The 24496-nt window shown below is 67.3% G+C and carries 26 protein-coding genes; 11 read left to right on the forward strand and 15 right to left on the reverse strand.

Annotated elements, in window-relative coordinates; genetic code table 11:
- Positions 1 to 90: 90 nt before the first annotated feature.
- Positions 91 to 636 carry a polysaccharide biosynthesis/export family protein gene (locus IEX88_RS08525; RefSeq protein ID WP_244639961.1) on the reverse strand — a complete coding sequence of 182 codons (546 nt, stop codon included), beginning with the start codon at positions 634 to 636 and terminating at the stop codon, positions 91 to 93.
- 188 nt (positions 637 to 824) lie between these two features.
- On the opposite strand from IEX88_RS08525, the gene IEX88_RS08530 reads away from it, so the two are divergent.
- Positions 825 to 2891 carry a GumC family protein gene (locus IEX88_RS08530; protein WP_188850150.1) on the forward strand — a complete coding sequence of 689 codons (2067 nt, stop codon included), beginning with the start codon at positions 825 to 827 and terminating at the stop codon, positions 2889 to 2891.
- Positions 2892 to 2928: 37 nt separating this feature from the next.
- On the opposite strand, the gene IEX88_RS08535 is transcribed toward IEX88_RS08530, so the two are convergent.
- Positions 2929 to 4038 (reverse strand): GNAT family N-acetyltransferase, encoded by a 1110-nt coding sequence (locus IEX88_RS08535; RefSeq protein ID WP_244640008.1) that lies wholly within the window; start codon positions 4036 to 4038, stop codon positions 2929 to 2931.
- 182 nt (positions 4039 to 4220) lie between these two features.
- Here IEX88_RS08535 and IEX88_RS08540 point away from each other — a divergent pair, with 182 nt between their 5' ends.
- Positions 4221 to 5315 carry a polysaccharide deacetylase family protein gene (locus IEX88_RS08540; protein WP_188850152.1) on the forward strand — a complete coding sequence of 365 codons (1095 nt, stop codon included), beginning with the start codon at positions 4221 to 4223 and terminating at the stop codon, positions 5313 to 5315.
- Between the two features lie 54 nt (positions 5316 to 5369).
- Here IEX88_RS08540 and IEX88_RS08545 read toward each other — a convergent pair whose 3' ends face one another.
- Positions 5370 to 5588: a DUF2842 domain-containing protein gene (locus IEX88_RS08545; RefSeq protein ID WP_188850153.1), complete on the reverse strand. Its 219-nt coding sequence runs from the start codon at positions 5586 to 5588 to the stop codon at positions 5370 to 5372.
- Positions 5589 to 5765: 177 nt separating this feature from the next.
- On the opposite strand from IEX88_RS08545, the gene IEX88_RS08550 reads away from it, so the two are divergent.
- On the forward strand, positions 5766 to 6938 hold the full coding sequence (locus IEX88_RS08550) for a COX15/CtaA family protein (RefSeq protein ID WP_188850154.1): 1173 nt from the start codon (positions 5766 to 5768) through the stop codon (positions 6936 to 6938).
- Between the two features lie 66 nt (positions 6939 to 7004).
- On the opposite strand, the gene argC is transcribed toward IEX88_RS08550, so the two are convergent.
- The 5 genes from argC to rplM all read right to left on the reverse strand — a co-directional run bounded on the left by argC (position 7005) and on the right by rplM (position 11504).
- Entirely contained in the window at positions 7005 to 8060 is a 1056-nt protein-coding gene (gene argC, locus IEX88_RS08555; RefSeq protein ID WP_188850155.1) for an N-acetyl-gamma-glutamyl-phosphate reductase, read from the reverse strand.
- A 132-nt stretch (positions 8061 to 8192) separates the two neighbouring features.
- A complete protein-coding gene (speB, locus tag IEX88_RS08560; RefSeq protein WP_188850156.1) occupies positions 8193 to 9152 on the reverse strand; it encodes an agmatinase in 960 nt (319 codons plus the stop codon).
- A 122-nt stretch (positions 9153 to 9274) separates the two neighbouring features.
- On the reverse strand, positions 9275 to 10405 hold the full coding sequence (locus IEX88_RS08565; protein WP_188850157.1) for an FKBP-type peptidyl-prolyl cis-trans isomerase: 1131 nt from the start codon (positions 10403 to 10405) through the stop codon (positions 9275 to 9277).
- A 164-nt stretch (positions 10406 to 10569) separates the two neighbouring features.
- Positions 10570 to 11040, reverse strand: coding sequence for a 30S ribosomal protein S9 (gene rpsI, locus IEX88_RS08570; RefSeq protein ID WP_188850158.1), 471 nt, complete (start codon positions 11038 to 11040; stop codon positions 10570 to 10572).
- A complete protein-coding gene (rplM, locus tag IEX88_RS08575) occupies positions 11040 to 11504 on the reverse strand; it encodes a 50S ribosomal protein L13 (RefSeq protein ID WP_188850159.1) in 465 nt (154 codons plus the stop codon). The genes rpsI and rplM overlap by 1 nt, the downstream gene beginning before the upstream one ends.
- Before the next feature lie 273 nt (positions 11505 to 11777).
- Here rplM and IEX88_RS08580 point away from each other — a divergent pair, with 273 nt between their 5' ends.
- The 5 genes from IEX88_RS08580 (at position 11778) to IEX88_RS08600 (ending at position 15328) form a co-directional block, all read left to right on the forward strand.
- On the forward strand, positions 11778 to 11987 hold the full coding sequence (locus IEX88_RS08580; RefSeq protein ID WP_188850160.1) for a type II toxin-antitoxin system HicA family toxin: 210 nt from the start codon (positions 11778 to 11780) through the stop codon (positions 11985 to 11987).
- Between the two features lies 1 nt (position 11988).
- Positions 11989 to 12396, forward strand: a complete 408-nt coding sequence (locus IEX88_RS08585; protein WP_188850161.1) for a type II toxin-antitoxin system HicB family antitoxin — start codon at positions 11989 to 11991, stop codon at positions 12394 to 12396.
- Positions 12397 to 12517: 121 nt separating this feature from the next.
- Positions 12518 to 13339, forward strand: coding sequence for an enoyl-CoA hydratase (locus tag IEX88_RS08590; RefSeq protein ID WP_188850162.1), 822 nt, complete (start codon positions 12518 to 12520; stop codon positions 13337 to 13339).
- A gap of 23 nt (positions 13340 to 13362) precedes the next feature.
- Positions 13363 to 13863 carry a CoA-binding protein gene (locus tag IEX88_RS08595; protein ID WP_188850343.1) on the forward strand — a complete coding sequence of 167 codons (501 nt, stop codon included), beginning with the start codon at positions 13363 to 13365 and terminating at the stop codon, positions 13861 to 13863.
- A 184-nt stretch (positions 13864 to 14047) separates the two neighbouring features.
- The gene (locus IEX88_RS08600; protein ID WP_188850163.1) at positions 14048 to 15328 is read left to right on the forward strand and encodes an O-acetylhomoserine aminocarboxypropyltransferase; all 1281 of its coding nucleotides are present in this window, start codon (positions 14048 to 14050) and stop codon (positions 15326 to 15328) included.
- Positions 15329 to 15334: 6 nt separating this feature from the next.
- Here IEX88_RS08600 and IEX88_RS27040 read toward each other — a convergent pair whose 3' ends face one another.
- A complete protein-coding gene (locus IEX88_RS27040) occupies positions 15335 to 15469 on the reverse strand; it encodes a hypothetical protein (protein WP_274604581.1) in 135 nt (44 codons plus the stop codon).
- 126 nt (positions 15470 to 15595) lie between these two features.
- Between IEX88_RS27040 and IEX88_RS08605 the strand changes: the two genes are divergently transcribed.
- Positions 15596 to 15943, forward strand: a complete 348-nt coding sequence (locus IEX88_RS08605; protein ID WP_188850164.1) for a cupin domain-containing protein — start codon at positions 15596 to 15598, stop codon at positions 15941 to 15943.
- Positions 15944 to 15991: 48 nt separating this feature from the next.
- Here IEX88_RS08605 and IEX88_RS08610 read toward each other — a convergent pair whose 3' ends face one another.
- A complete protein-coding gene (locus IEX88_RS08610; protein WP_188850165.1) occupies positions 15992 to 17242 on the reverse strand; it encodes a cytochrome P450 in 1251 nt (416 codons plus the stop codon).
- A 151-nt stretch (positions 17243 to 17393) separates the two neighbouring features.
- Entirely contained in the window at positions 17394 to 18413 is a 1020-nt protein-coding gene (locus tag IEX88_RS08615; RefSeq protein WP_188850166.1) for an SOUL family heme-binding protein, read from the reverse strand.
- A 416-nt stretch (positions 18414 to 18829) separates the two neighbouring features.
- On the opposite strand from IEX88_RS08615, the gene IEX88_RS08620 reads away from it, so the two are divergent.
- On the forward strand, positions 18830 to 19312 hold the full coding sequence (locus IEX88_RS08620; RefSeq protein WP_188850167.1) for an SRPBCC family protein: 483 nt from the start codon (positions 18830 to 18832) through the stop codon (positions 19310 to 19312).
- A gap of 339 nt (positions 19313 to 19651) precedes the next feature.
- Complete coding sequence (locus IEX88_RS08625; protein ID WP_188850168.1) at positions 19652 to 21268, forward strand: putative bifunctional diguanylate cyclase/phosphodiesterase; 1617 nt, start codon at positions 19652 to 19654, stop codon at positions 21266 to 21268.
- Positions 21269 to 21350: 82 nt separating this feature from the next.
- Here the strand turns inward: IEX88_RS08625 and IEX88_RS08630 are convergent, their stop codons facing one another.
- From IEX88_RS08630 to IEX88_RS08645, 4 genes are all read right to left on the reverse strand, one after another.
- Entirely contained in the window at positions 21351 to 21698 is a 348-nt protein-coding gene (locus IEX88_RS08630) for a hypothetical protein (protein ID WP_188850169.1), read from the reverse strand.
- 174 nt (positions 21699 to 21872) lie between these two features.
- Entirely contained in the window at positions 21873 to 22751 is an 879-nt protein-coding gene (locus IEX88_RS08635) for an SMP-30/gluconolactonase/LRE family protein (RefSeq protein ID WP_244639963.1), read from the reverse strand.
- Positions 22748 to 23431: a 2-dehydro-3-deoxy-6-phosphogalactonate aldolase gene (locus IEX88_RS08640; RefSeq protein WP_188850170.1), complete on the reverse strand. Its 684-nt coding sequence runs from the start codon at positions 23429 to 23431 to the stop codon at positions 22748 to 22750. The genes IEX88_RS08635 and IEX88_RS08640 overlap by 4 nt, the downstream gene beginning before the upstream one ends.
- 10 nt (positions 23432 to 23441) lie before the next feature.
- Positions 23442 to 24398 (reverse strand): 2-dehydro-3-deoxygalactonokinase, encoded by a 957-nt coding sequence (locus tag IEX88_RS08645; RefSeq protein WP_188850171.1) that lies wholly within the window; start codon positions 24396 to 24398, stop codon positions 23442 to 23444.
- Positions 24399 to 24496: the final 98 nt, after the last annotated feature.

The following is a 24496-nucleotide window of genomic DNA, read 5'->3' on the forward strand; positions in this document are numbered from 1 at the left end:
GGGACAACCGCATGTGCGATTTGGCGCCAAGGCTGGCACCGTCCCTCAAGTCCTACGCCGAACTCGTTTAAAGTCCGCGTCCGAGACCGGTTAAAAGAGTCTTTCGCGGATGAAGAGGGTATCGCCCGGCAGGATCGGGTCGGACGTCAGCACCCGGCCGGTGACCACATTGCCGTTGACCTGACGGGTGACGTCGACCGTCTTCTGTTCGGCGCGGGGCGAATAGCCCCCGGCGATGGCGACGGCGTTCTGCACCGTCATGCCGGGGACATAGGTATACTGGCCGCCCGTGCCAACCTCGCCCATGATGAAGAAGGGGCGGTACTGGTCGACTTCCACGGTGATGTCGGGATCGCGCAGGAAGCCGTCGCGCAGCTTCTGCGACAGCAGCGTCTCGAGCTGCTTCGTCGTCTTGCCGCGGGCCGGAACGGTGCCGACCAGCGGCATCGAGAAATAGCCGCCCTTGTCCACCGCATAGGTGTTGGTCAGCCCGTCCTGCTCGAACACCGTGACGCGGACCCGGTCACCGCTGTCGAGATGGTAGGGCTCGTTGAGCACGTCGTGGAAGGCCGGGGGTGTCGGCTGATAGCTGGCGCAGCCGCCGAGCATCGACCCGATCAGGCACAGAAGTCCCATGCTTCGAATACCCATACCGGTCAACCTCGTCCTCTCCGCCCAGGCCGCAGCCGGCCGCCAGCCGTTATAGCTTCGTTAGGGTTAATCGATCGTAAACCACACCGAAAATGATCAGTGACTAGGGCCGTTAACCACTCAGTTACCTTAATGGAGGATTTTCTTGGCCTAGAGCGAGCCGGAGAGAAGCGATGTCGAGGGTTGGACCAGATCAGAACGATGTCGACATCGATATCGCCCGCCTGGCGTCCGCCCTGTGGGCCCGCAAGCTGGCGGTGCTCCTGTCCACGGTCGCCTTCGCCGGGGCGGGCTTCGCCATCGCGACGCTCGTTCCGCCGGTCTACAAGGCCGAGACCCAGATCGTCATCGAGACGCGCGAATCCGCCTTCACCCGAAGCGATACATCGACCAACGCCGCCGAGGGCACGCTCAGCCCCGAAAGCGTCGAGAGCCAGGTCTCCCTGATGACCTCGTCGGAAATCCTCGGCGACGTCGCCGAGAAGTTCCAGCTCGCCGGGCGCGAGGAGTTTGCGCCCGAGACCTCGCTGATCGACCGCATCGTCACGCGCGTCCGCCCCGAGACGGACTCGGCCCCCGGCGAGATCGTCGAGAAGATGCGCGAAAAGCTCCAGGTCTATCGCAAGGAGAACCAGCGGGTTCTCGTCATCGAGTTCTCCTCGCAGGACCCGGCGCTCGCCCGCGACATCCCCAACGCCATCGCGAACGAATATCTCAGCCGGCAGAAGGGGGCGCTCCTGACCTCCAACACCAATGCCACCGGCTGGCTGGAGCAGGAGATCGCCGATCTCCAGGTCTCGGTGAAGGATGCCGAAAGCAAGGTCGCGGCCTACCGGGCCAACTCCGACCTTCTCGTCGGCCAGAACCAGAACGTCCTGGCGACGCAGCAATTGTCGGAAATCGCGACCGAGCTCTCGCGGACCCGGGCCGCCCGCGCGGCCGCGGAGAGCCGCGCGAGCAGCGTGCAGGACGCGATCGAGCGGGGGCTTGCCCTCGACACCGTCGCCGAGGTCCTGGCGTCGCCGACGGTGCAGGCGCTGCGCGAGCGCGAGGTGGCGCTGAAGGCCGAGATCGCCGACCTTTCGACGACGCTTCTGGAAAACCATCCCCGGATCCGCTCGCTGCGTTCGCAGCGGCGCGATCTCGACACCGAGATCGCCCGGGAGGCCGCGAAGGTGCGCGCCTCGCTGGAAACCGAAGCCGAGTCCGCCCGCCAGCGCGAAATCGCCCTGACGGCCGAGATGGAGCGCCTAAAGGCCGATTCCGCCAAGGCCGGCAGCGAGGAAGTGGAACTGCGCTCGCTGGAGCGCGAGGCCGATTCCCAGAGCCAGCTGCTGGCGACCTACATGACGCGCTACCGCGAGGCCATCGCCCGCGGCTCGCGCGACTATCTGCCGGTCGACGCGCGGGTCTTCTCGCAGGCCCAGCTGCCCGCCGAACCCTATTTTCCGAAGGTCGTGCCGATCACCGCGGCGGCCGGCGTCGCCGGCTTCCTGTTCGCCTCGATCGCGCTCCTGCTGCGCGAGCTGTTCTCCGGCCGTGCTCTGAGGCCGAGCCCGCTGTCGGTCCGCGACCGGCTGGAGCCGGCCCACGAGTCGGCCGACACGGCAAAAGCGGCCCCGCTTCCGCTGGCGTCTCCCGCCTCGGCGCCCGACAGCGAGCTGACGAATGCCGCAGAGCTCGGCGAGGCCCTGCTCAACAGCGCGGTGCCGCGCGTCCTGGTGGTGTCCGCGCATGCGGAAGGCCGGCCCGCCGGCGTCGTCCTGGCACGGGAATTGGCCGCGCACGATCGCGCGACGATCCTCGTCGATCTCACGCCGACGAGCGCGGCGGCGCGCGCCATGGGCGTTCCGGACGACGCGCTCGCCACTGGCGACGTGGTCGACGGCACGGCTTCCTTCGCCGACCTCATCCACCGCGACCTCAGGACTTCGGCCCATGTCATGTCCTCGGCCGGCCTTTCCCTCACCGACGAAGCCGCCTTCGAGGAGGTCGGCGTGGTGCTGGAGGCGCTCGGCAAGGTCTACGACTGCACCATGGTCGACTGCGGCTACCTGCCGGTCGACACGCTCCTGCGCCTGATGGACGGCAATGCCGCCCTGATCGTCGCGGTCGAGCCGGGCGCGCAGGAAGAAGGCGAGGCGATGATGCAGAAACTCGCCGACGCCGGCCTCGACGACGTGGTGCTGATGAATCTCGGCGCCCCCGACGATATCGCCGAGCGCCGCCGCGCCGCGTGACGGCGAGGGCTGGCCGGCTTTGCTGGCCTTAGCAAGCTCAGTCGCCGCGCCAGATCCGGCGAAGGCGCTGGACCGCGCCTTTCAGCCGGGCATCGGACTTGATCCGCGCGACCAGCCGGCCGCGCAGCCGGGCGGCCGCGACATAGGCACGGCCGGCGGTCGTCAGGGCCAGCACGGCATCGTATTGCGGCACCACCCGGTCGCACCATGACCGCTTGTAGCGCTCTTCCCCCGGTCCGAGGTCGAGCAGCGCCAGGCCCTCGGCCGACAGCTGCTCGACGAGGTGCCAGAGCAGCAGCTCGCCCGGGCTGACATCGGCGTCGGCATCGTCAGCGAAGGACGAGAACATGCCCCAGAACACGCCATCCGCGACGACCCCGCCCATCATCGCCTTGATGCTGCCGGCGCTGACGATGGTGTAGAGCCGCGTGTCGATCCCGGCGGCGCCGAACAGGTCGGCGAGAAACGCTTCGATTCCGCGATCGGCAAAGGGGTTCGGCAGCGAGAGATCGGCAAAGCGCGCGCGCTTCTGCGCAAAGAAGGTCGCGAGCGCCGCCGCCCGGCCCACGGCCGGCGTGTCGCCGAAGACGTAGCCGCCCTGCGCCTCAAAGAAACGTTGCTGCGAGCGGAATTTCTTGCGCTTGCGCTTGGCATTGCCCCGCGCCAGGACGGTCTCGATGCCGCCCGCCAGCGAGATGGCGAAACGTTCCTCCGGCGCCGGGCGAATGGCGAAGCCCGGGCCGAGGCTGGAAGTGTCCGGCATGCGGTGCAGGTCGAGCGCGTCTATGCGAATCCCGGCGGCGTCGCACGCCGCGGCGATCGAGGCGCCGTCGAGCACCGGCGCGCCGGCGCCGGGGCGCAGGCACCAGCCATTGGCATTGGCGTGGGTCTCCGCGGGAAAGCGGACGACGCGAAAGGGGCCGCGGCGGTCGATCTCCAGCGGCAGGGCGGCGGCAAGGCCGTCCGCGTCTTCCGCCAGAAGCAGCAGCGGTGCCCGCCGCATGGCGGCGCCCCGCGTCCTCTGCCACGCGGCGACGAAGCCGGGCGACTGGAACGGCGTGCCGGCGAGGGGGGCCGTCGGCCAGCTTTCGCTGGGCCCGGCGGCCTGAAAGCGCAGTCTGGGCGGCGAGGGGAAGGCGGGCGGCATGTCCTGCAAGGAAGTGATGGCCTGCCTCCCGAGGTTGCGCTGCCGACGACACTTCTCTTGCCATAGAAATTTTAACAATCGCCTTCTAGGGTCTCAGGGTGCGATCGGCCGACGAGCGAAGCCACAACGGCCCGTCGGCTTGCCGGAACGACGTTGAAGAGCGAAAGGCGCGGGAGAATCGCATGTCGCGATCGCTTGCCTCGGAAGGCGACATGGCCGACTGGAAGACACGGGGCGGACGGGGCGTCTTGAACGCCCTCTGGCGGTCGGGCGCGGCGGGACTCGCCCGTCGGCGCACGCGGCCCTTCGGCGCGATCTTCACGCTGCACCATGTGACGCCGGAGCCGAACGGCAATTTCCCGCCGAACGGGCATCTGCGCGTCGTGCCGGCCTTTCTCCAGGCTGTGATCGGGCATCTCCGCGACCGCGGCGTCGAGTTCGTCGACCTTGCCGAAGTTTCCCAGCGCGTTGCGGCGAAGGCCGAAGGACGGGACACCGGCCGCTTCTTCGCCGCCTTCACGCTCGACGACGGCTATTGCGACAACGACGAGCACGCCGCGCCGGTTTTCCGCCGGGAGGCTGTCCCCTACGCGATCTTCGTCGCCCCCGGCCTCTCGGACGGCTCGATCCTGCCCTGGTGGGAAATGATCGAGAAGGTCGTGCGCGACAACCCGGCGGTGGTGGTGCCGTTTTCCGCCCAGCCGCTTCCCGCCCGCACCGCGCCGGAGAAGTGTGGCGTCTTCGACCAGCTGAGCATCTATCTGAGGAGCCGCTGCGCCGAGCGCGACATCGACGTCGAGGTGCGCCGGATCGCCGCCGCCAATGGCATTGCCGAGCTCGACCCGGGCGCGCGGGTGATGGACTGGGACAGGCTGAGGGCGCTCTCGCAGGATCCGCTCTGCACGATCGGCGCCCATTCCATGACGCATCCGCGGCTCGCCCGCCTGTCGGAGCCGGACCTCGCGGAGGAAATGGGAAAATCCCGCGAGGTCATCGGCCAGGAGCTCGGGCGCCGTCCCGATTTCTTCGCCTACCCCTACGGCTTCCGCGATGCCTGCGGGCCGCGCGAGTTCGACATGGCCGCGCGCCTCGGCTACCGCGCCGCCTTCACCACACGGCTGCATGCGCTGACGGCGCGGTCCGCCGTCAACATGCACGCGCTGCCGCGCCTGTCGCTCAACGGCTACTATCAGGACCCGCGCTATGTCGACGTGCTGATGTCCGGTCTGCCCGGCCTGTGGAAGGAACGCGGCACCGACCCTCATTTGCCCGGCTGACGGCGCCGATACGCCGCGGCTGCGGCCGTGCCCGGAAGGGGCCGGCGTCCCGCTTCAGGGGCGCGGCTTGCCGCGATAGCCTTCCATCCACCGGATGAGAAGCATGGCCGGCACCACCCAGAGCAGCCCGGAAATCGAGAAGAAGGCCAGGTGCGTTAGGCCGCTGGAATCGGCCAGATAGAGCGAGGCGTAGGCGGTCGCGAAGATCGCGTACAGGCAGACGAGGATGATCATCACCACCGTGCCGATGAGCTTCTTCATTCGGATGGACATGGGCTCTTTCCCCCTGTGACGCTATCTGAGGCTTAGTCAGGTCGGTTGGAAAACACCAGCCTTGCGCCTGCGACGCTTGTGTCGCTTGAATCATCCGGCCGTTCGGGTCACATCACCCGGACTTCCGCGGCCGGGACCGAGGCCGGCTGCCACGGCGAGCGATAGAGCGAGGATCTCATGGCGACTGCATCCGAGAGCGTATCGGCCGATTCCGCGGCCATGTCCGCACAGGCGCGCCGGGATCGCCGCGCGATCCGGATCTGGCTCTATGTCGTGGCGGCGATCGTCTTCGCGCTCGTCGTCGTCGGCGGCGCGACGCGGCTCACCGAATCCGGACTGTCGATCACCGAATGGAAGCCGATCCACGGCATCGTGCCGCCGCTGTCGGACGCCGAGTGGCAGGAGGAGTTCGAGCTCTACCGTCAGATCCCGCAATATCAGGAGATCAACCGGGGCATGGAGCTGTCGGCCTTCAAGACGATCTATTGGTGGGAATGGGCGCACCGCTTCCTCGCCCGCTTCGTCGGCCTCGTCTTCGCGCTGCCGCTCGCCTATTTCTGGATCCGCGGCCGCATTCCCGCCGGGCTAAAGCCGAAACTCGTCGGTATCCTGGCGCTCGGGGGCCTGCAGGGGGCGATCGGCTGGTGGATGGTCGCCTCCGGCCTCGTCCTGCGCACCGATGTCAGCCAGTACCGCCTCGCCGTGCATCTCACGACCGCCTGCCTGATCTTTTCCGCGACCCTCTGGGTGGCGCGCGGCCTTGCGCAGCATTCGCCCGATGCGCCGCCATCGGCGAAGTCGGCGCGGGCGTCGCTGCTGATCCTGTTCCTGGCGCTGCTGCAGATCTATCTCGGCGGCCTCGTCGCCGGTCTGAACGCCGGGCTTTCGTTCAACACCTGGCCGCTGATGGACGGTGCCGTCGTGCCCGAGGGTCTGCTCATCATGCAGCCGGCCTGGCGCAACTTCTTCGAAAACGTCATGACGGTGCAGTTCATGCACCGCATGGGCGCCTATCTGCTCCTGGCCGTCGTCCTCATGCATGTCTTCGCCAGTTTCCGGCAGGCGCCGAAGAGCACCCATGCCCGTCGCTCGGCGGTGCTGCTGGCGCTGGTGCTGGTGCAGGCCGGCATCGGCATCACCACGCTCCTGCTGGCGGAAGGCGCGATCCCGATCGGCTGGGGCCTGATGCACCAGGCCGGCGGGCTGGTCGTGCTCGGCTTCGCCGTCGCCCATGCCCGCGCCTTGAAGGGGCCTTACGCCGTTGACACGAGGCCCTCGGGCCGGGTGCGACCGAAGGTGACCGAGGGGCGCCGGGCGCCGATCGAGAACGCCGCCGGCATGACGCCGTAGACCGGCCCGCCGGGCCCCGACTCGACCGGCGTGCCGGGGCCATGGGACCCGGCACGCCGCGAGGTCTCAGGGGAACAGCGGCAGCTGCTCGATGCCGGTCGTCTCGGTCAGGCCGTAGGCGACGTTGAAATTCTGGATCGCCTGGCCGGCCGAGCCCTTCACCAGATTGTCGAGCGTCGAGATGACGATGGCGCGGCCGGGGATGCGGTCGGGCACGACGTTGACGACGACATAGTTCGAGCCGCGCACCATCTGCGTCTGCGGCAGCACGCCCTCGTCGGCGACGGTGACGAAGGGCTCGTCCGCATAGGCCTCGACGAGCGTGTTGCGCAGGTCCGCCGCGGTGGCACCGCCGACGAGCTTGACATAGCTGGTGCACAGCTCGCCGCGGCTCATCGGGATGAGGTGCGGCGTGAAATTGACGCGCAGATCCTGAATGCCGCCGACCTTGCCGATCTCCTGCTCGATCTCGGCCATGTGCCGGTGCTTGCCGACGGCGTAGGGCGACATTCCTTCGCCCGCCTCGCAGAACAGGACGTTCTCCTTCAGGCTGCGGCCGGCGCCGGAGACGCCCGACTTGGCGTCGATGACGAGATCGGTGAAGTCGATCTGACCGGCGCCCGCCAGCGGCAGCAGCGCCAAGAGCACGGCGGTCGGATAGCAGCCGGGGCAGGCGATCAGCCGCGCCTTCGCGATGTCGGCGCGGTAGTGTTCGGTGAGGCCGTAGACGGCTTCCGGCTGGATGTCGGTGGCGACATGGTCGAGCCCGTACCATTCCTTGTAGGTCGCGGGGTCGCGCAGGCGGAAATCGGCGGACATGTCGATGATCTTCACTTGCGGATAGGTCTCGAAGATCTTCTTGGTGATCGCCTGCGTGGTGCCGTGCGGCAGGCCGCAGAACACCGCGTCGACGGAACCCCAGTCGGCGTCCTCGATCTTCACCAGGTCGGGCAGGGGGACGTGGGCGAGGTGCCGGAACACCTGCCGCATCGGCTTGCCGGCATGGCTGTTGGCGGTGAGCGCGACGATTTCCATGTTGGGATGGCGGACGGCGAGGCGCACGAGATCGGCCCCGGTATAGCCGCTGGCGCCGAGCACGCCGATCCTGATCTTGTCCGCCATCGCCTTACTCCGTCTTGCTGATCAATGGGTTGCGGGATTTTCCTGACTCAGGACGGTCAGCCCGTTGAATCAGTTTCTGAACAGGGTGAATCGGCCTGTCAGTTCGGTCCCGCAAGGGCCTGCGTGGATTCGTCATCCCGCCTTGCGTTCGGCCAGGATGCCGAGGACATAGAGGGCGACCGTCGCGCCCGCAATGGCCGTCATGTCGGCATGGTCGTAGGGCGGCGACACCTCGACCACGTCGGCGCCGACAATGCCGAGGTCCTTCAGCCGGTGCAGGACGCCGAGCATCTTCGCGCTCGATGGGCCGCCGGCGACGGGCGTGCCGGTGCCGGGCGCGAAGGCGACGTCGAGGCAGTCGATGTCGAAGGAGAGATAGACAGGCCTTCCCTTCGTCCGCTCGTGGATGCGCCGGGCGATCTCGCTGGCCGTGAGATCCTCGACGGCGTTGCCGTGGATGATCTCCAGCCCGAGCGTCTCGGGCGCATGGGTGCGGATGCCGATCTGGATCGAGGTCGCGGGATCGACGAGGCCGTGCTTCACCGCCGCCGTCAGGAAGGAGCCGTGGTCGACGCGCTCGCCGGCGGCCGATTGCGCCAGCGGCCAGGTGTCCTGGTGCGCGTCGAAATGCACCAGCGACATCACGCCGTGCCGGTCGGCATGCGCCTGCAGAAGCGGGAAGGTGATCGAGTGGTCGCCGCCGAGCGTCAGGAGGAAGCCGGTCTGGTCGAGGATCGCCTGCGCCTCGGCCCGGATCAGCGCATGCGCGGTCTCGGGCGTGCGGTAGTCGATGAGGCAGTCGCCATAGTCGACGACGCTCATCGCCTCGAACAGGTCGCGGTGGAAGGGATATTGCGGATCGTTGTCGAAGATCTGCGAGGCCCGCCGGAGCGCCGCGGGGCCGAAGCGCGCGCCCGGCCGGTTCGATACCGAAGCGTCGAAGGGAATGCCCCAGACCGTCACGTCGGCGCCTGCAGGCGTCTTGCTGAGCTTGCGCCGCATGAAGGAGGCGATGCCGGCATAGGTCGGGTCGCTGGCGCCGCCGAGAATATCGGTGGCGGTAAAGGCGTTGTCGATCGATTTCGAGGCCATGGGCTGCGCTCCGCTGCTGGTGCCCCGCGCTGTAGCCGAAAGCGGGCGGAGAATGAAGCCGGGCGATGGCTTCCGTTCGCGCCGTCGTCGGGGACCAGACGGTGCGGCTGATCATCGGCCCGTCAGCGCGGTAGCACGCCGTCGGCTCGAGCGCGCAGGACCATTGCGTCGACGATGGCGCCGCGGTCGATGCGCGCGCTGAGGTCCAGGAGATTGCGGTCGAGGGGCGATATCCCGGCGGAGGCGAAGAACAACTCCCGCCGCTCCACCGTGGAGATCGGAAAGCTCGGTCCGAACATCGCAATTCCTTCACGGATGACTGCGGCCTGTTGTGCCAGTCTGAGGTCTTCCAACGCCTGCGCGATTTCGGGCGCGAGCGCGCCGTCGCCGCCGGCAAACATACCCTGCAGGCCGCTGGCGTGAGTCATCGTGGGCCTGCTCGCCAGGTAAAGCGTGCGGAATTCCAGCGGAAGGCTCAGCACCGCTTCGCGATAGGCCGGCGTACTCGCATCGACATCGATATCCCGGGACAGCCAGTCAATCAGGCGCAAGAGTCGCTGGTGATCCCGCAGCATGGCGCGAAGCGCCGCAACGGCAGCCGATAAACAGCGGTCGCGGGCGATCGCCTCTTCCAGTTCCTGGTCGTACGCGTCGAGCGAGCCGGAGGCTTGCGATTGGAACCGCAGGGCGATGTCGAAAGGCGAGGGGATGCCAGCCGGGCTTGTCATGAAGGCGTTGCGGCGGCTGCGCTCCTGGCTGTCTCGGGGAAAGGGGTTTCCGAACAGCCGCATGGCGGCCTGCAGGGCCGCCCGCTGGCGCTGAAGACCGGCTCGGCCCATGGCAAGGGCGATCTCGGGGGCGTCGTCCGCGGCGGGGAAGAGGAAAAAACCGTAGAGCCCATCCCACCGCCAGAGAATTTCATCGAGGCTCAGCAAATCGAGATTCTCAAGCGCCCAAGCGTCAACGCCGAGTTCGGCGGCCACGATATCGGCGGGGTAAAACGGATTGCCGAGAGCGAGGGGCGAGCTTCTCAAGACATCTGCCGCGGAGATACGCCGGAGGCTCCGGTTGCTCGAGTCCGCCGCGCTGGAGGATACTTCATCGAAGCCTGCGGGCGGATCGGCTGCTCTGCAGCGTCGCGCCCCACCAGCATCGCCGGCGAGCGTCGCGGCGGGGGCGAAGGCCCGACCCGTCGACGGCAGGGCGAAGAGGGAGATCAGGATGAGGACGATCAGTCGAACGGCAGGCGTCATCGCTGGCTCCCTGGAGAGACATTCGAAGTACCGCAGGCGCACCTATATGTTCATGTTTTGTTCGGAAATTCAAGAGGGCTTATAGACCGTCTGAAGGGACTTCTCATCAACAAAAAAGAGGCCGGCGTTGCCGCCGGCCTCTCCAAAACTCGAACCCCGAAAGCTTAGCGCTTGGAGAACTGGAACGAACGACGGGCCTTGGCCTTGCCGTACTTCTTGCGCTCGACGACGCGGCTGTCGCGGGTCAGGAAGCCGCCCTTCTTGAGGACGCCGCGCAGGCCCGGCTCGTAATAGGTGAGGGCCTTGGAGATGCCGTGGCGAACCGCGCCGGCCTGGCCGGACAGACCGCCGCCGGCGACGGTGGCGATGATGTCGAACTGGCCGTCACGGGCCGCGGCGACGATCGGCTGGCGCAGCACCATCTGCAGCACGGGACGGGCGAAATAGGCCGCGAATTCCTTGCCGTTGACGATGATCTTGCCCGAGCCGGGCTTGACCCAGACGCGGGCGACCGCGTCCTTGCGCTTGCCGGTCGCATAGGCGCGGCCGAGCGAGTCGATCTTCTGGACGTGGACCGGGGCTTCGACGAGGGTCTCGACGCTGCCGAGGCTCTGGAGCGAATTCAGATCGGCCATTATGCAGCCCTCCGGTTCTTGGTGTTCATCGCGCCGACGTCGAGGGTGTCGGGCGTCTGCGCGGTGTGCGGATGCTCCGAACCGGCATAGACGCGCAGGTTCTTCAGCTGCTGGCGGCCGAGCGGGCCCTCTGGCAGCATGCGCTGGACGGCCTTCTCGACGACGCGCTCGGGAAAGCGGCCTTCGAGGATCTGCCGCGCCTTGCGCTGCTTGATGCCGCCGGCATAGCCGGTGTGCCAGTAATAGGTCTTGTCGGTGAACTTCTTGCCGGTGAACACCACCTTGTCGGCATTGATGACGATGATGTTGTCACCGTCGTCGATGTGCGGGGTGAAGGTCGGCTTGTGCTTGCCACGGAGGCGAAGCGCGATGATGGAGGCGAGGCGGCCGACGACGAGCCCTTCGGCGTCGATCAGGACCCACTTCTTCACCACCGTCTCGTTCTTCTGCGAGAAGGTTTTCATAAGGTCTACCCTTGGATGAGCGTCAATGCGGCGCTCTTTACGGGCGCCAAACGAAAAGCGCGGCACTTGCCGCTCTCTGGGACGGTCTGTAGCGGGGGTTGTGGCATTCGTCAAGACGGCTTTAAGCGTTGAAGAAGAGGTTATAGCAGTAAAAACAACGGGATAACCATAGTGGTATCATAATACCGCAATTTAGTCGGCGGCTTTCGCGGCGTCCACGGGTGGTGTTTGACCGACAAATTTCGCGTGTGTATGATCATGTGCGGGGTGGCGATGACGAAGGCGCTTTCGAGCCGGGAGCTGATCCGGATGCTGGAGGCGGAGGGATGGACCTACCGCAAGTCCACCGGCGATCATCGCCATTACGTCCCCCCCGACAAGCCGGGCAAGGTCACGGTCACTCACCCGGTCGACACGATCCCGATCGGCACGCTGCGCTCGATCTATCGCCAGGCCGGCTGGGATTGGGGCCAGAGGAGATAGCATGCGCGTGATCGCGGTCATCCACGCGGCCGAGGGCGGCGGCTTCGGCATCTCTTTTCCCGATTTTCCCGGCTGCGTCAGCGGCGGCGATACGCTGGATGACGTGCTTGCGCGCGGCACCGACGCCCTCAACGGTCACATCGCGCTGATGCTGGAAGACGGCGATACGGTGCCGGCTGCGCGAAGCCTCGATGCGCTGCGCGGCGATCCCGAATTCGCCGTCGATTTCGAGGGGGCCATCGTGGCATCCGTTCCAGCCTTCGTTCCCGGCCGCAAGACACAGCGGGTGAACATCACACTGGACGGCGACCTGCTCGAGGCGATCGACGTCGCTGCCAAAACCTTTCCAGGAGGGCGCAGCGGCTTTCTCGCGCAGGCGGCACGGGAGAAGATCGTCAACGCGCGTTGATCGCCGCGCGTCGGTTAGGATCAACCGCGGCGAACGACTTTTTGGCGCGGGTTGGCTACAGATGTCCGCGACGCGACCGACTGGCTGCCACGACGCGCCGGTGAGCCCAGAGGAGAACGACATGGCCGATATCGTCACACTGCCGGATGCCGGCCTTGCCCATCCGGTTTCCGTCGAGCGGGCGCGGGGCCTGCACCGCATCCGCCTGTCCAGCCCGCCGACGAACGCGCTGTCGATGGCGATGATAGACGCGCTGATGGAAGCGCTCGCCGAGGCGGCGAAAGATCCCGATTGCCGCGTGGTGGTGATCGCCGCCGCCGGCCGGGTGTTTTCGGCCGGGCACGACCTCAAGGAAATGACCGCCCACCGTGCCGACGAGGATGCCGGCCGCGCCTTCTTCGAGGCGACGATGCGCAAATGCGCCGACCTGATGCAGGCGATCGTGCGCCATCCCGTTCCGGTGATCGCCGAGGTGGCGGGGCTCGCCACCGCTGCCGGCTGCCAGCTCGTCGCCTCCTGTGACCTCGCCATCGCCTCGGAGGAAGCGGCCTTCTGCACGCCGGGCGTCAATATCGGCCTGTTCTGCTCGACGCCGATGGTGGCGCTGTCGCGTAATATGAGCCCGAAGCACGCGATGGAGATGCTGCTCACCGGCGAGACCATCGACGCGCGCTCGGCCCGCGATTTCGGCCTCGTCAACCGCGTCGTGCCGCCGGAATATCTCGCCACCGTCGTCGACAAATACGCCGACACCATCGCCTCGAAGTCGGCGCTGACGGTGAAGACCGGCAAGGAGGCCTTCTACCGCCAGGCCGAGATGGGCCTTGCCGACGCCTATGACTACGCCGCCGGGGTGATGGTCGAGAACATGCTGGCGAAGGATGCCGGCGAGGGCATCGCCGCCTTCCTCGGCAAGCGCAAGCCGGTGTGGACCGGGCAGTGACGCCGCTCGTCTATGACGACGAGATGATCCGGGGCGTTCTGTCGAGCGTCAAGACCATCGCCATGGTCGGGGCCAGCCCAAAGGAGCAGCGGCCGTCCTACTTCGTCATGCGCTATCTCCTCGGCAAGGGATTCCGGGTAATCCCGGTTAATCCCGGCCAGGCCGGCGGCAGCATTCTCGGCCAGGCCTGCTACGCGGACCTTGCCGCTATCCCGGAGCCGGTCGACATGATCGACATCTTTCGCAGCCCGGACGCCGTCCCCGGCATCGTCGACGCGGCCCTGGCCCTCGACCCCTTGCCGAAGGTTGTCTGGATGCAGCTCGGCGTGCGCCATGAGGCGGCCGCGTCGAAGGCGGAGGCGGCGGGGCTTGCCGTCGTCATGGATCGCTGCCCGAAGATCGAATATGCCCGGCTCTCCGGCGAGATCGGCTGGAACGGGGTGAATTCGCGCATCCTCTCCTCGAAGAAGCCGACCCTGCGCAGCGGCTTCCAGAGCTTTGGCATCCGTCCGCCGAAAGGCTGAGAACACTCCTCGGCAAATGACCTCGGACAGTACCGGCCGGCGGGGTGACGGGGGCGGCGGCAGGCCGGGCGCGCAAAGATATTCCCCGTCGCCCTTTCCTTTTGGACGCTGGTCCGCTTCATCTGGGAAAAGCCCGCGTCCAAGATCGACGGGCGCCACCAATGATCAGGGAGGATCAAGAGCCATGACGACGACGCCCGGTTTCGAGACTTTGGCCATCCATGCCGGCGCGCAGCCGGATCCGTCGACGGGGGCGCGCACGACGCCGATCTACCAGACGACGTCCTTCGTCTTCGACAATGTCGACCATGCCGCCGCTCTGTTCGGCCTGCAGCAGTTCGGCAATATCTACACCCGCATCATGAACCCGACCCAGGCCGTGCTGGAGGAGCGCGTCGCCGCGCTGGAGGGCGGCACGGCGGCGCTGGCGGTAGCCTCCGGCCACGCCGCCCAGCTCCTGGTCTTCCAGACATTGATGCAGCCAGGCGACGAGTTCGTCGCCTCCCGTCGCCTCTACGGCGGGTCGATCAACCAGTTCACCAACGCCTTCAAGTCGTTCGACTGGCGCGTCAAGTGGGGCGATCCCGACGATCTCCAGAGCTTCGAGGCGGCGATCACCGACAAGACGCGGGCGATCTTCATCGAATCCATCGCCAATCCCGGCGGCATCGTCTGCGACATCGCCGGAATCGCCGAGATCGCGCACCGGCACGGCCTGCCGCTGATCGTCGACAACACCATGGCCAGTCCCTATCTCTGCCGGCCGATCGAGCACGGCGCCGACATCGTCGTGCATTCGCTGACCAAGTTCATGGGCGGACACGGCAATTCGATGGGCGGGGCAATCGTCGACGCCGGCACCTTCGACTGGTCGGCGACCGATCACTATCCCATGCTCTCGGCGCCGCGGCCGGAATACAATGGCGTCGTGCTGCACGAGACCTTTGGCAATTTCGCCTTCGCCATCGCCTGCCGGGTGCTCGGCCTGCGCGATCTCGGGCCGGCGATCTCGCCGTTCAACGCCTTCATGATCCTGACCGGCATCGAAACCCTGCCGCTGCGCATGCAGCGCCATTGCGACAACGCGCTGAAAGTGGCCGACTATCTCAAGGGTCACGACAAGGTCGGCTGGGTGTCCTATGCGGGCCTGCCCGGCGACCGCTATCATCAGGCGATGCAGACCTATGCGCCGAAGGGGGCGGGCGCAGTGCTGACCTTTGGCCTCAAGGACGGCTACGACGCCGGCGTCACCTTCGTCGAGGCGCTGGAACTGTTCTCGCATCTCGCCAATATCGGCGATACCAGGTCGCTGGTCATCCACCCGGCGTCCACCACCCATAAGCAGCTGACGGACGCTCAGAAGGTGGCGGCAGGCGCCGGGCCCGACGTGGTGCGTCTCTCGGTCGGCATCGAGAACGTCGCCGACATCATCGCCGATCTCGATCAGGCGCTGGCCAAGGTCTGACGGGCGTCAGTACTCCTCGTCGACCCGTTGGCTCAATCGCCAGGCGATGAGGCCACGGTCGACGAGGCAGCCGAGACAGCTGGCGACCCCGGTCATGGCGACGAAGAAACCGACGAACTGTGCAAAGTCTCCTGCAGTCATGGACGTCTCCTCCGATTGGTCGCCCATGATGGCTTCACAAGCTTGCGCTGAGTTGACCAGGCGCCCCACTGCAGGACAAACGCGGCCTCGCCGAACTTGTTCACTACCCTGCGCGAGGATTTTTCCATGGCCCGTCTCCTGATGAGCTTCGACCTTGCCGGCATCGCGCCGGAACCCGGCGCGCCCGACCCGTCCAAGGTGACGGAGGGCGCCCCCCGCCACCGCACCTGGAACCTCGAGGAGACCGCCGACGGCCTCTTCGCCGGCATCTGGGAATCGACGCCCGGCGAGTGGCGGATCGAGTACACCGAATGGGAGTTCTGCCACATCGTGGCCGGTGTGTCGGTCCTCATCGGGGAAGACGGCGAGGCCACGACCTATCGCGCCGGCGACAGTTTTGTCATCCGCCCCGGCTTCAGGGGACGATGGCGCGTCGTCGAAACGACGGTGAAGCACTACGTCGTCAAGGTATGATCGTCCGGAGCGGCAGGGCGCTGGTCCGCCCGGCGTTGCTCCTTCAATCTAAAACGGGGCGACCTCGAGCCGTTCGAGACCGCGAAAATGCCAGCTGTCGTTGGTGCGTGGCGGGGCGGCGAGCCGCATCCGCGGCAGGCTTCTGAACAGCCGTTCGAGGGCCACGACCAGTTCCAGGCGCGCGAGCGGCGCGCCGAGGCAGAAGTGGATGCCGGCGCCGAAGGACACATGGCCGCCATCCCGGCGCGCGGGATCGAAGCGGTCCGGATGGGCGAAGCGCCGCGGGTCGCGGTTGCCGGCGCCGAGGAGAAGCGCCACCGCCTCGCCGCGCCGCACCTGCACGCCGCCGGACAGTTCGACATCGGCCAGCGCGATCCGCCGGAACAGGTGGAGCGGCGTGTCGAAGCGCAGGATCTCCTCGACCGTCCGGACGCTGTCGGCCCGTGCGGAAAACAGGGCGGGGCCGTCCAGCCCCGATTCCAGCACCGCCTTCACCCCGTTGCCGATCTGGTGCACCGTCGCCTCGTGCCCGGCATTCATCAGGAGGATGAGCGTCGCGACCATCTCGTCTTCGCTGAGGCGTCCCTCTTCCGTCTCGGCCGCGATCAGGGACGAGATCAGGTCGTCGCCGGGATGGCGGCGCCGTTCGGCGACCGCCGAATGCATGAAGTCGCGAAAGTTCGCCGCTGCCTTCTCTGCCGCGGCTTCCACGCTGGCCGTGCGACCAAACTGGTACATCGCAACCATGCTGTGCGACCAGGCGAGCATATCGGCATGCGCCGTCGCGCCGAGGCCGACGAGCCGGGCGATCACGGCGACCGCCAGCGGCGTGGCGAAGCGCGCGACGAGGTCCACCGCGGGCTCGCCGGCAAAGCCGTCGATCAGCGCGTCGGCCAAGGCCGCGATGGAAGCTTCCAGGGGGTCGATGCGGCGGGAGACGAAGCCCTTGCTCACCAGGCTGCGCAGCCTCGTATGCGTCGGCGGCTCCAGCTCCATCAACGAGTTGAGTTCCAGGGCGAAGAAGTTGCGGCCGTTCTCAGAGACCGCCGGGCTTTCGGGCCGACCGGTTTCGTCGGGAAGAATGCGGCCGAAGCGCCGATCGCGCAGGAGCGCCGAGATCAGCCGGTGCTCGGCAATGGCTAGGCAGCCGAGCTCCTCCCAGAAGACGGGAGCGCCGGCGCGGTGCAGCGCCGCATAGGCGGGATAGGGATCCTGGAAGAAACCGGCATCGCGCGGGTCGAGGCGCAGGCGCCGCGAGGCCGGATCGAGAGCGAAGCTGTCGGGAAGGGTATGGGTCATGCCGCCAATCTGCTGGGGCGGACGTGTCGGCACAAGCCGCCAGCCGATCGTGAGCGCGCCGTCCCCAACGCAAAAGGCGCACCGCGACACTGCGATGCGCCTTCCGATGGCGTGGGGAGCCCGTCAGCGACGGACGAAGGTGCTTAAAGCCTCAGCGCTCGACCTCGATGAGGATCTCGTTGCGCTTCATGAAGCCCGGCGTCCAGGGCGGGTTGTAGAAGGCGTATTCCGGATCGCCCTTCTGCTTCATGTTCTCGTCGGCGATGTAGTTGTAGAGCACCATCAGCTTCTTCGACGCGAGGCTCGCCGTGAAATTGCCGTTGAAGCGGATCGCGACGACGCGCTTGGACGGCAGCTCGCGGATTGTCACATCGTCTGAAGCCGGCGCGGGCAGGGTGGCCTTGGTGAACTTCTTCGGCATGACGAAGCGGATCGCCCAGCCCTTGGTCTTGCCCTCGTTCTCGGACAGCTGCTGGAGGACGGGCGCCGTCATCGCGATCTTCTTGCCCGAACGGTTGCCGGCGAAGATGTATTCGGCCAGCGTCTCGAAGCCGATGCGGCGGGCCTTCTCGTGATAGCCGCTCTTGATCGTCTCGGCGACGATCATCGCGTCGTAGTCGCGGACCTCGATGTCGCCGTCGGTGCGCACGGTCTCGTAGTCGGGCTCCTCGGTGTGCTCGGCGACCTTCTTGCTGACATAGAAGGCGGCGCCGACCACGGCGACGACACCGCCGGTGACGAGCAGCGTGGTAAGGGCCGGGCGACCGCGCAGGAAGTCGATTCCCTGCTGGGCCTGCATGCCGCGCCTGAAGCTCGGCGCGCGCGGCAGCCGCGGATCCGGCAGACGGGCGGCGACGCTGCCCAGGCGCCAGGACGGGAGATGCGAGCGCAGATCGCTCAACGAACCGCGCAGGTCGGGCAGGGCGTCGACGACACTCCGGTAAGAGGCCCGCGCATCGGCCGTCGTCGGCATCGAGAGGTGCCGAAGACCATCGGGCAGGTATGAATGCGAGCGCGACGGAAAGCCGACGGAGCGCCGGACGCGCTCGCTCATCGACGGCGTCGGGCTGAGGCGTTCGGAGACCTGGCCTTCCAGTTCGGCGATGCGATCGCCGATGTCGCTGATCGACTCGGCGATGCGATCATAGGCGCTGGGCGTGTCTCGAAACATTCTGGTCTCCTGAATGGGGGGCATTGGCCGGCTCGGGGAGGGAGGGAGCCGGCAGGGCTGCAAGAACTATACGGTCGCATAACGATACCGCTTGCCGCCACAACGATCGACCGCAGTGATGGTTGCGCGGGCGCCGCGATGCCACGCGGGGGCGGGGCCGCAGCGGTGAATGCCGAGAGGCCGCCGCGGCCGGCATCAGAAATTTGCCGCGACAATGCAACTATCTGGCGCCACGACGGTTCTTGGTGCATCGGGTTTCCAACCTGACACTCCAGATATTTTTTAGGACGGCCTCTGTGCCGTCCTTTTTTTTTGTCCGCTCGCTTGGCAGTCCTCCCTCCCTCGGAACAGGGGACCACTTCCCGGCGCCTTCCGGTCGACTAGCTTCTTCGGCGGGGGCACCCGGGAGGAAAGACATGACGACAAGAACGATCCTGATCGCGGCCGGACTGTTGGCGCTGGCGACGCCGGCCCTGGCGATCGACGTGGAACGCAGTGCCGAGGTGACGGCGGCACCGGCAAAGGTCTGGGCCATGATCGGCGAATTCTGCGGCATCGGCGATTGGCACCCGGCCGTCGAAAAGTGCAGCCTCAGCGAGGCGGACGGCATACGGACGCGTACCCTCTCGCTCGCCGGTGGCGGTACGCTGGTCGAAACGGAGACCAGCCGGGACGACAGCCTGAGGTCCTACGGCTACAAAATCGTGGACGGTCCCCTGCCGGTCGCCAACTACATGTCGATGATCGCCGTGCGGGAGGGCGACGAGGCAGGTGAGAGCGAGATCATCTGGACCGGCCGTTTCGACGCCAAGGGAGCCACCGAGGAAAAGGCGACCGAGGCCATCGTCGGCATCTACGAGTCCGGAATCGCCGCGCTGGTCGAGAAACTGCAGCAGTAGAACCGCGCCGAAAACCGGCGGGCCGCGTGCCGCGGCTCGCCGGCCTACCTTTCGCCACCGCAGGGCGCCGTCGCGCGGGTGACCTTCGGTCCGCTATGGCCGGATTTGGCCTCTTTTGCTCATCCCAATTGCAGGAAAACACCGCCGCAGCCGCGATGTCGGCATATTTCCGCAACGGAAGGCATCTGCTTAATCAGACGGAAATAGTTCGTCCCCTATTTTCCATGCCAGCAAACGCCGTCGAAGAATTCACCCTCCTTGTCCTGACCGCAGGTAACGTGACGGCGCCGGGCGTCGTGGCGAGGCATGGCGGAAGGGCGAGACTGCCAGATGGGACCGATGATGCCGAGCAGTGCCGTGACGGATGCCTTGCGGCAGCGAAAGGTGGAACTCAGCTATGCCGCCGCGGGAGCGGGTCTCGGCCTGATGTTCTCGGTGACAGGCCTTCTCGTCGACATGCAGGTGCGGGCCTGGAGCGGGCTCGGCGGCGGCCTTGTCGAAACCTTTTCCACCACGGCCATGCACAGCCTGGCTCTGCTCTCGCCGGTGGTGATCGGCCGCATCTTCCTGTCCATCGGCCGTTCGCAGCGGCTCCTGCGCGAGAAGCTCGGCCAGCTGAACCAGACCGAAGGTCTGCTTCGCCGGCAGGCCCATCTCGATCCCGTCACCGGGCTGTACAACCGGGCGCACCTCACCACGCGGCTTGAGGAGGGGCTGGCGACCCGCATCTGGCAGCACCGCGGCGCGCTGCTCTACATGCTCGATCTCGACGATTTCAAGCACGTGAACGACACGTTCGGCCATCGCGCCGGCGACCTCGTGCTGGAAGAAGTCGCGCGCCGGCTGGTCGCCGCGGCAGGGCCGGAGGACATTGCGGTGCGGCTGGGCGGCGACGAGTTCGTCGTCGTGCATTTTCCGAGCGCCGACGAGACCATGCCGGAGCTCTTCGCCGAAAAGCTGCTGGCCGTGGTGACGCAGGAAATGCGGCTGGACGACACGCGGATCAGCCCCAACACGTCGATCGGCATCGCCCGCGTCGGCATCGACGGCGCGACCTGGTCGGACGTGATGCGCTCCGTCGACGTCGCCCTCTACCAGGCCAAGCTGGAGCCGCAGAGCAGCTACCGCGTCTTCCTGCCGGAAATGAAGGCGGAGAAGGACGATCAGCTGCAGCTCGAGGCGGAGATGCGGGCGGGAATGGAGCGCGGCGAGTTCGAGCTGTACTATCAGCCGATCTACGGCACGGCGAGCGGCGCGATCCGCAGCTTCGAGGCGCTGGTGCGGTGGAACCACCCGACCCGCGGCCTGGTGCCGCCGCTCGATTTCATCCCGCTGGCCGAAAGCTCGGGCCTGATCGTCCGGCTCGGCCGCATGATCCTCTCAGAGGCCTGCAAGGTCGCGGCGACCTGGCCAAAGCCCATCGGCATCGCCGTCAACCTGTCGCCGGTGCAGTTCAAGGATGCCCATCTCGTCGACTATGTCGAGCAGGCGCTGGCCGAAAGCGGCCTGGCGCCGGGCCGGCTCGATCTCGAAATCACCGAATCCCTGCTCCTGGAAGCGTCGCACCGCGTCCAGAGCGCGATGACGCGGCTGCGGGCGCTGGGCGTTCGCATCACCATGGACGATTTCGGCACCGGCTTTTCCAGCCTGTCGAACCTGCGCAATTTCTCGTTCGATCGGCTGAAGATCGACCGTTCCTTCACCCGCGACGTCGCCGCGAGCCTGGAGGACGCCGAGATCGTGCGCACGATCGTCCGGCTGTCACGAGCCTTGCGGATGGAGACCATTCTGGAAGGCGTGGAGACCGAGAGCCAGCTGACCTTCGCCCGACTGGAAGGGCTGACCGAGGTGCAGGGCTACTACTATGCCAAGGCGATGCGGGCCGACGCGGTGGCCGCGCTGATCGCCGAGAGCAGCCAGTTCGTGGAACTTTCCGTCACCGCCTCGGCGGCCTGAGCGCGGCGCCGCAGCACGCGCCTGGCCAAAGAAAAGGGCCCCGGAGGGCCCTCGTCTGACGCTTCATGATGGCGACGGCGTCTCAGTTCAGCGAGGCGCGAACCATCAGCGGCTGCGGGTTGCCGACGCTGAGGGTCTCGCCGGTGCGGCGGATTTCGATCTCGCGGGCTTCCTCGCCGACAGCGGTCGGGATCGACAGCGTCATCGCCTGGCCGTCCGACAGCGTCGAGACGATGCGCACGGGAGCGGCGCCTTCGTTGGCGTTCATGGTGGCGACGACGCGGAAGCCCTCGGCCTCGCGGGTGTAGTAGACGTTGCCGGAAGCGGCTTCGAGCGCGAAGCTCTTGCCGGCCATCGGACGGATGTCGTCAGCCTGGGCGGCGCCGACGGCGAGAAGGGTGGACAGAGCGAGGAGAAGCGAACGGGTCATGGCGGACGGTCCTAAGAAAGATTGAGTGTGCCTTGACCGATGCTAATACGGTTTTACGCTGCGACGCACAATATCACAGCCGCATAGCTGCCCTGCAGTTCTCGAATACCTAGGAGAATCAGAAAGTTAGGAGTAAGTTTCCCTGTTGCGACGCAACAGAGAAACTTATCGCCCTCAGGCGACCATCACCCGCGCATCGTGGCGGCCCCGCACCGCCAGGTCGAGCAGCAGCGTGCGCCCGGCGTCCGGCTCTGCGCCAACCTTGACACCCTGGCGTGCGGAGGTGACGAGCAGCCGGTCGGCGCTGGCACCGATGAAAAGCGGGCAGGTCGGCTGGCTGACGGGCAGGGCGATCGACCGAAGCTGGCCGCCGTCCGGTCCGTAGACGTCGATCCTCCCGCCGCCCCAGCGGGCGTTCCACAGGCATCCCTCGGCATCGACCACGGCGCCGTCCGGCCCGCCATTGGCCGCGTGTGAATCATGGAAGATCGTCGGATCGCCCTGGGGCAGGCCGGTCGCCGGGTCAGTCGGCACGCGCATCAGCCTGCCGGTCGGCGTGTCGGTGAAGTAGGCCGTGGCGCCATCGGGAGAAAAGCAGATGGCGTTGGGGATCGAAATGCCGCGGTAGAGCTGCCGGACTTCACCGCGGTGGAACCAGTAGAGGGCGCCGAGACCCTCCTCGCCCTCCTTGCCCATCGTGCCCATCCACAGCGCGCCGGAGGGATGCACCCGCCCGTCGTTGCAGCGTGTGGCGGCGTCGGATTCCTCGATGACGGTGTGGAGCGTCAGCCGGCCCGTGCCGATTTCGCGGACGTAGAGGCCGGACTCGGCGAAGATCAGCTGCCGCGTGTCGTCGATGACGGAGAGCTGGCTCGCCATGAAGGGCAGGGCATGCGCGCGGGTCGCGCCGGTCGAAAACGCATGCTCGAACAGCGTCCGGCCGAGGATGTCGAACCACCAGGCGGTGTCGGTGGCCGCGTCATAGGCCGGTCCCTCGCCGAGAAGGCAGGCCGGGCCGTCGAGGGCGGTCGTTGCCATCGGTTCGGGGATCATGCGCCCGCTCCCGCAAAGGCAGCGTCATAGCCGGCGATCGCCGCCCGGCCGCGGTCCACGACCTCGGCGGCCGGCATGCCGGCCTTATAGAGGCTCGAGCCGAGCCCGAAGGCCTTGACGCCGATCCGGGCGAAGGCCTCGAAATCCTTGTCGGACACGCCGCCGACGACGCCGATCGGGATATCCTTCGGCAGCACCGCCATCATCGCCTGGATGCCGGAGACGCCGAGGACGCCGGCGGGAAAGAACTTCAGCGCCGAGGCGCCCGCGTCGATCGCGGTGAAGGCCTCGGTCGGCGTGAAGACGCCCGGCATGGTCACCATGCCGTGCGCGGCGGCACGCCGGATCACCGCCGGATTGACGTTGGGGCTGACGAGAAGGCGGCCGCCGGCATCGTTCAGCCGGTCGACGGCCTCGGTCGATAGCACCGTGCCGGCCCCTATCAGGACGCCAGCCGGCGCCATTTTCGCGGCGGTCTCGATCGAGCGGAAGGGCTCGGGCGAATTCAGCGGGATTTCGATCGCCTCGAAGCCGAGCTCGATCAGGCCGCCGACCACCGCCTCGGTCTCTTCCGGCCTCAGGCCGCGCAGGATCGCGACCAGCGAGCGCCGGAGCGTCGGCCAGGCGACCCGGGCGACGAGGGAGGCGTCGTCGGGAGCGGCGGAGGAAATGTGGCTCATACTGGGACCTTTATGCGGAGGCGAAACATTGCAGGGCGCCGGCCAACAACCCCTTGCGGACGGCCGCGTCGGCATCGGCGACGTCGACCGTCCAGCCGGCGGCGCCGAGCGCCGTGCGGTAGAGGTCGAACAGCGGCCCGGAGGCGGCGAGGACGACGCTGCGCTCGGGGTGGAGCATGGCGGCGCCGGCGATCTCGACGCCGAGCAGCATGCCGGACAGGCGGGCGAGCGCCTTGGCCGGGCTGCGGCTGCCGAACAGGCCGTCGGCGCGCAGCGAGAACAGCCGGTTGAGGATGAGGGCGGGCGCGGCGTGGCCCGCCTCGACGCCGGCGACGAAGCTGGCGCTCTCGGCCATCACGTCGGCGTCCGGGTCGAGGGTGTGGCGCAGGATCGACTGCGTCGACAGGAGCTGGAACAGCTCGCCCGTCATGAAGGTCGAGAAGCCGTCGATGCGGCGGTCGCCGACGCTGATCCACTTGGAATGCGTGCCGGGGAGACAGAGGAGGGTACCGGCGGCAAGACCGAGGCCCATGACCTGGGTCTCCTCGCCGCGGATGACGTCGGGGCCAAGGCTCGGTCCGTCGGCGCCCGTCGCCTTTTGGGCGACACCTGGCCGCTGCGCGACGCCCGGCAGGATACGCACGTCGCGGGTGATGTCGGGCACGCGGATGGCGCCGCCGGCGATGGCGTCGAAACTCGCCGGCGCGTCGACATAGGGCGCCTCGACCCAGCCCTGGCGCGACCCGGCCATGCCGCAGACGATGACCGGCAGGTCGTCCGCCGCCTTCAGCGCCAGGAGATGTTGCTCCAGCACCGCGTGAAATCCGGGCTTGGCGGCGGACTGCATGCCCTCGCGGCTGCGGCGCTCGCCGAGCACCGTGCCGTCGCGGCCGAGCAGCCAGAGACGGAAGCTCGTGGTCCCCCAGTCGGCGGCGGCGCAGAACGGCCGTGTGTCAGATGTCGTCATCGTTTCTCCCGGCGTCGGTCGAGGCAGGCCATCACGGAGGGGCATGGTCGGGACAGTCCGGGACGGCGCGCAACGGCGCCGTCCCGGAAACCCTTCGG

Origin of the sequence: Aureimonas glaciei, assembly GCF_014643375.1 — a bacterium.
In the GTDB taxonomy this organism is placed as follows: domain Bacteria; phylum Pseudomonadota; class Alphaproteobacteria; order Rhizobiales; family Rhizobiaceae; genus Plantimonas; species Plantimonas glaciei.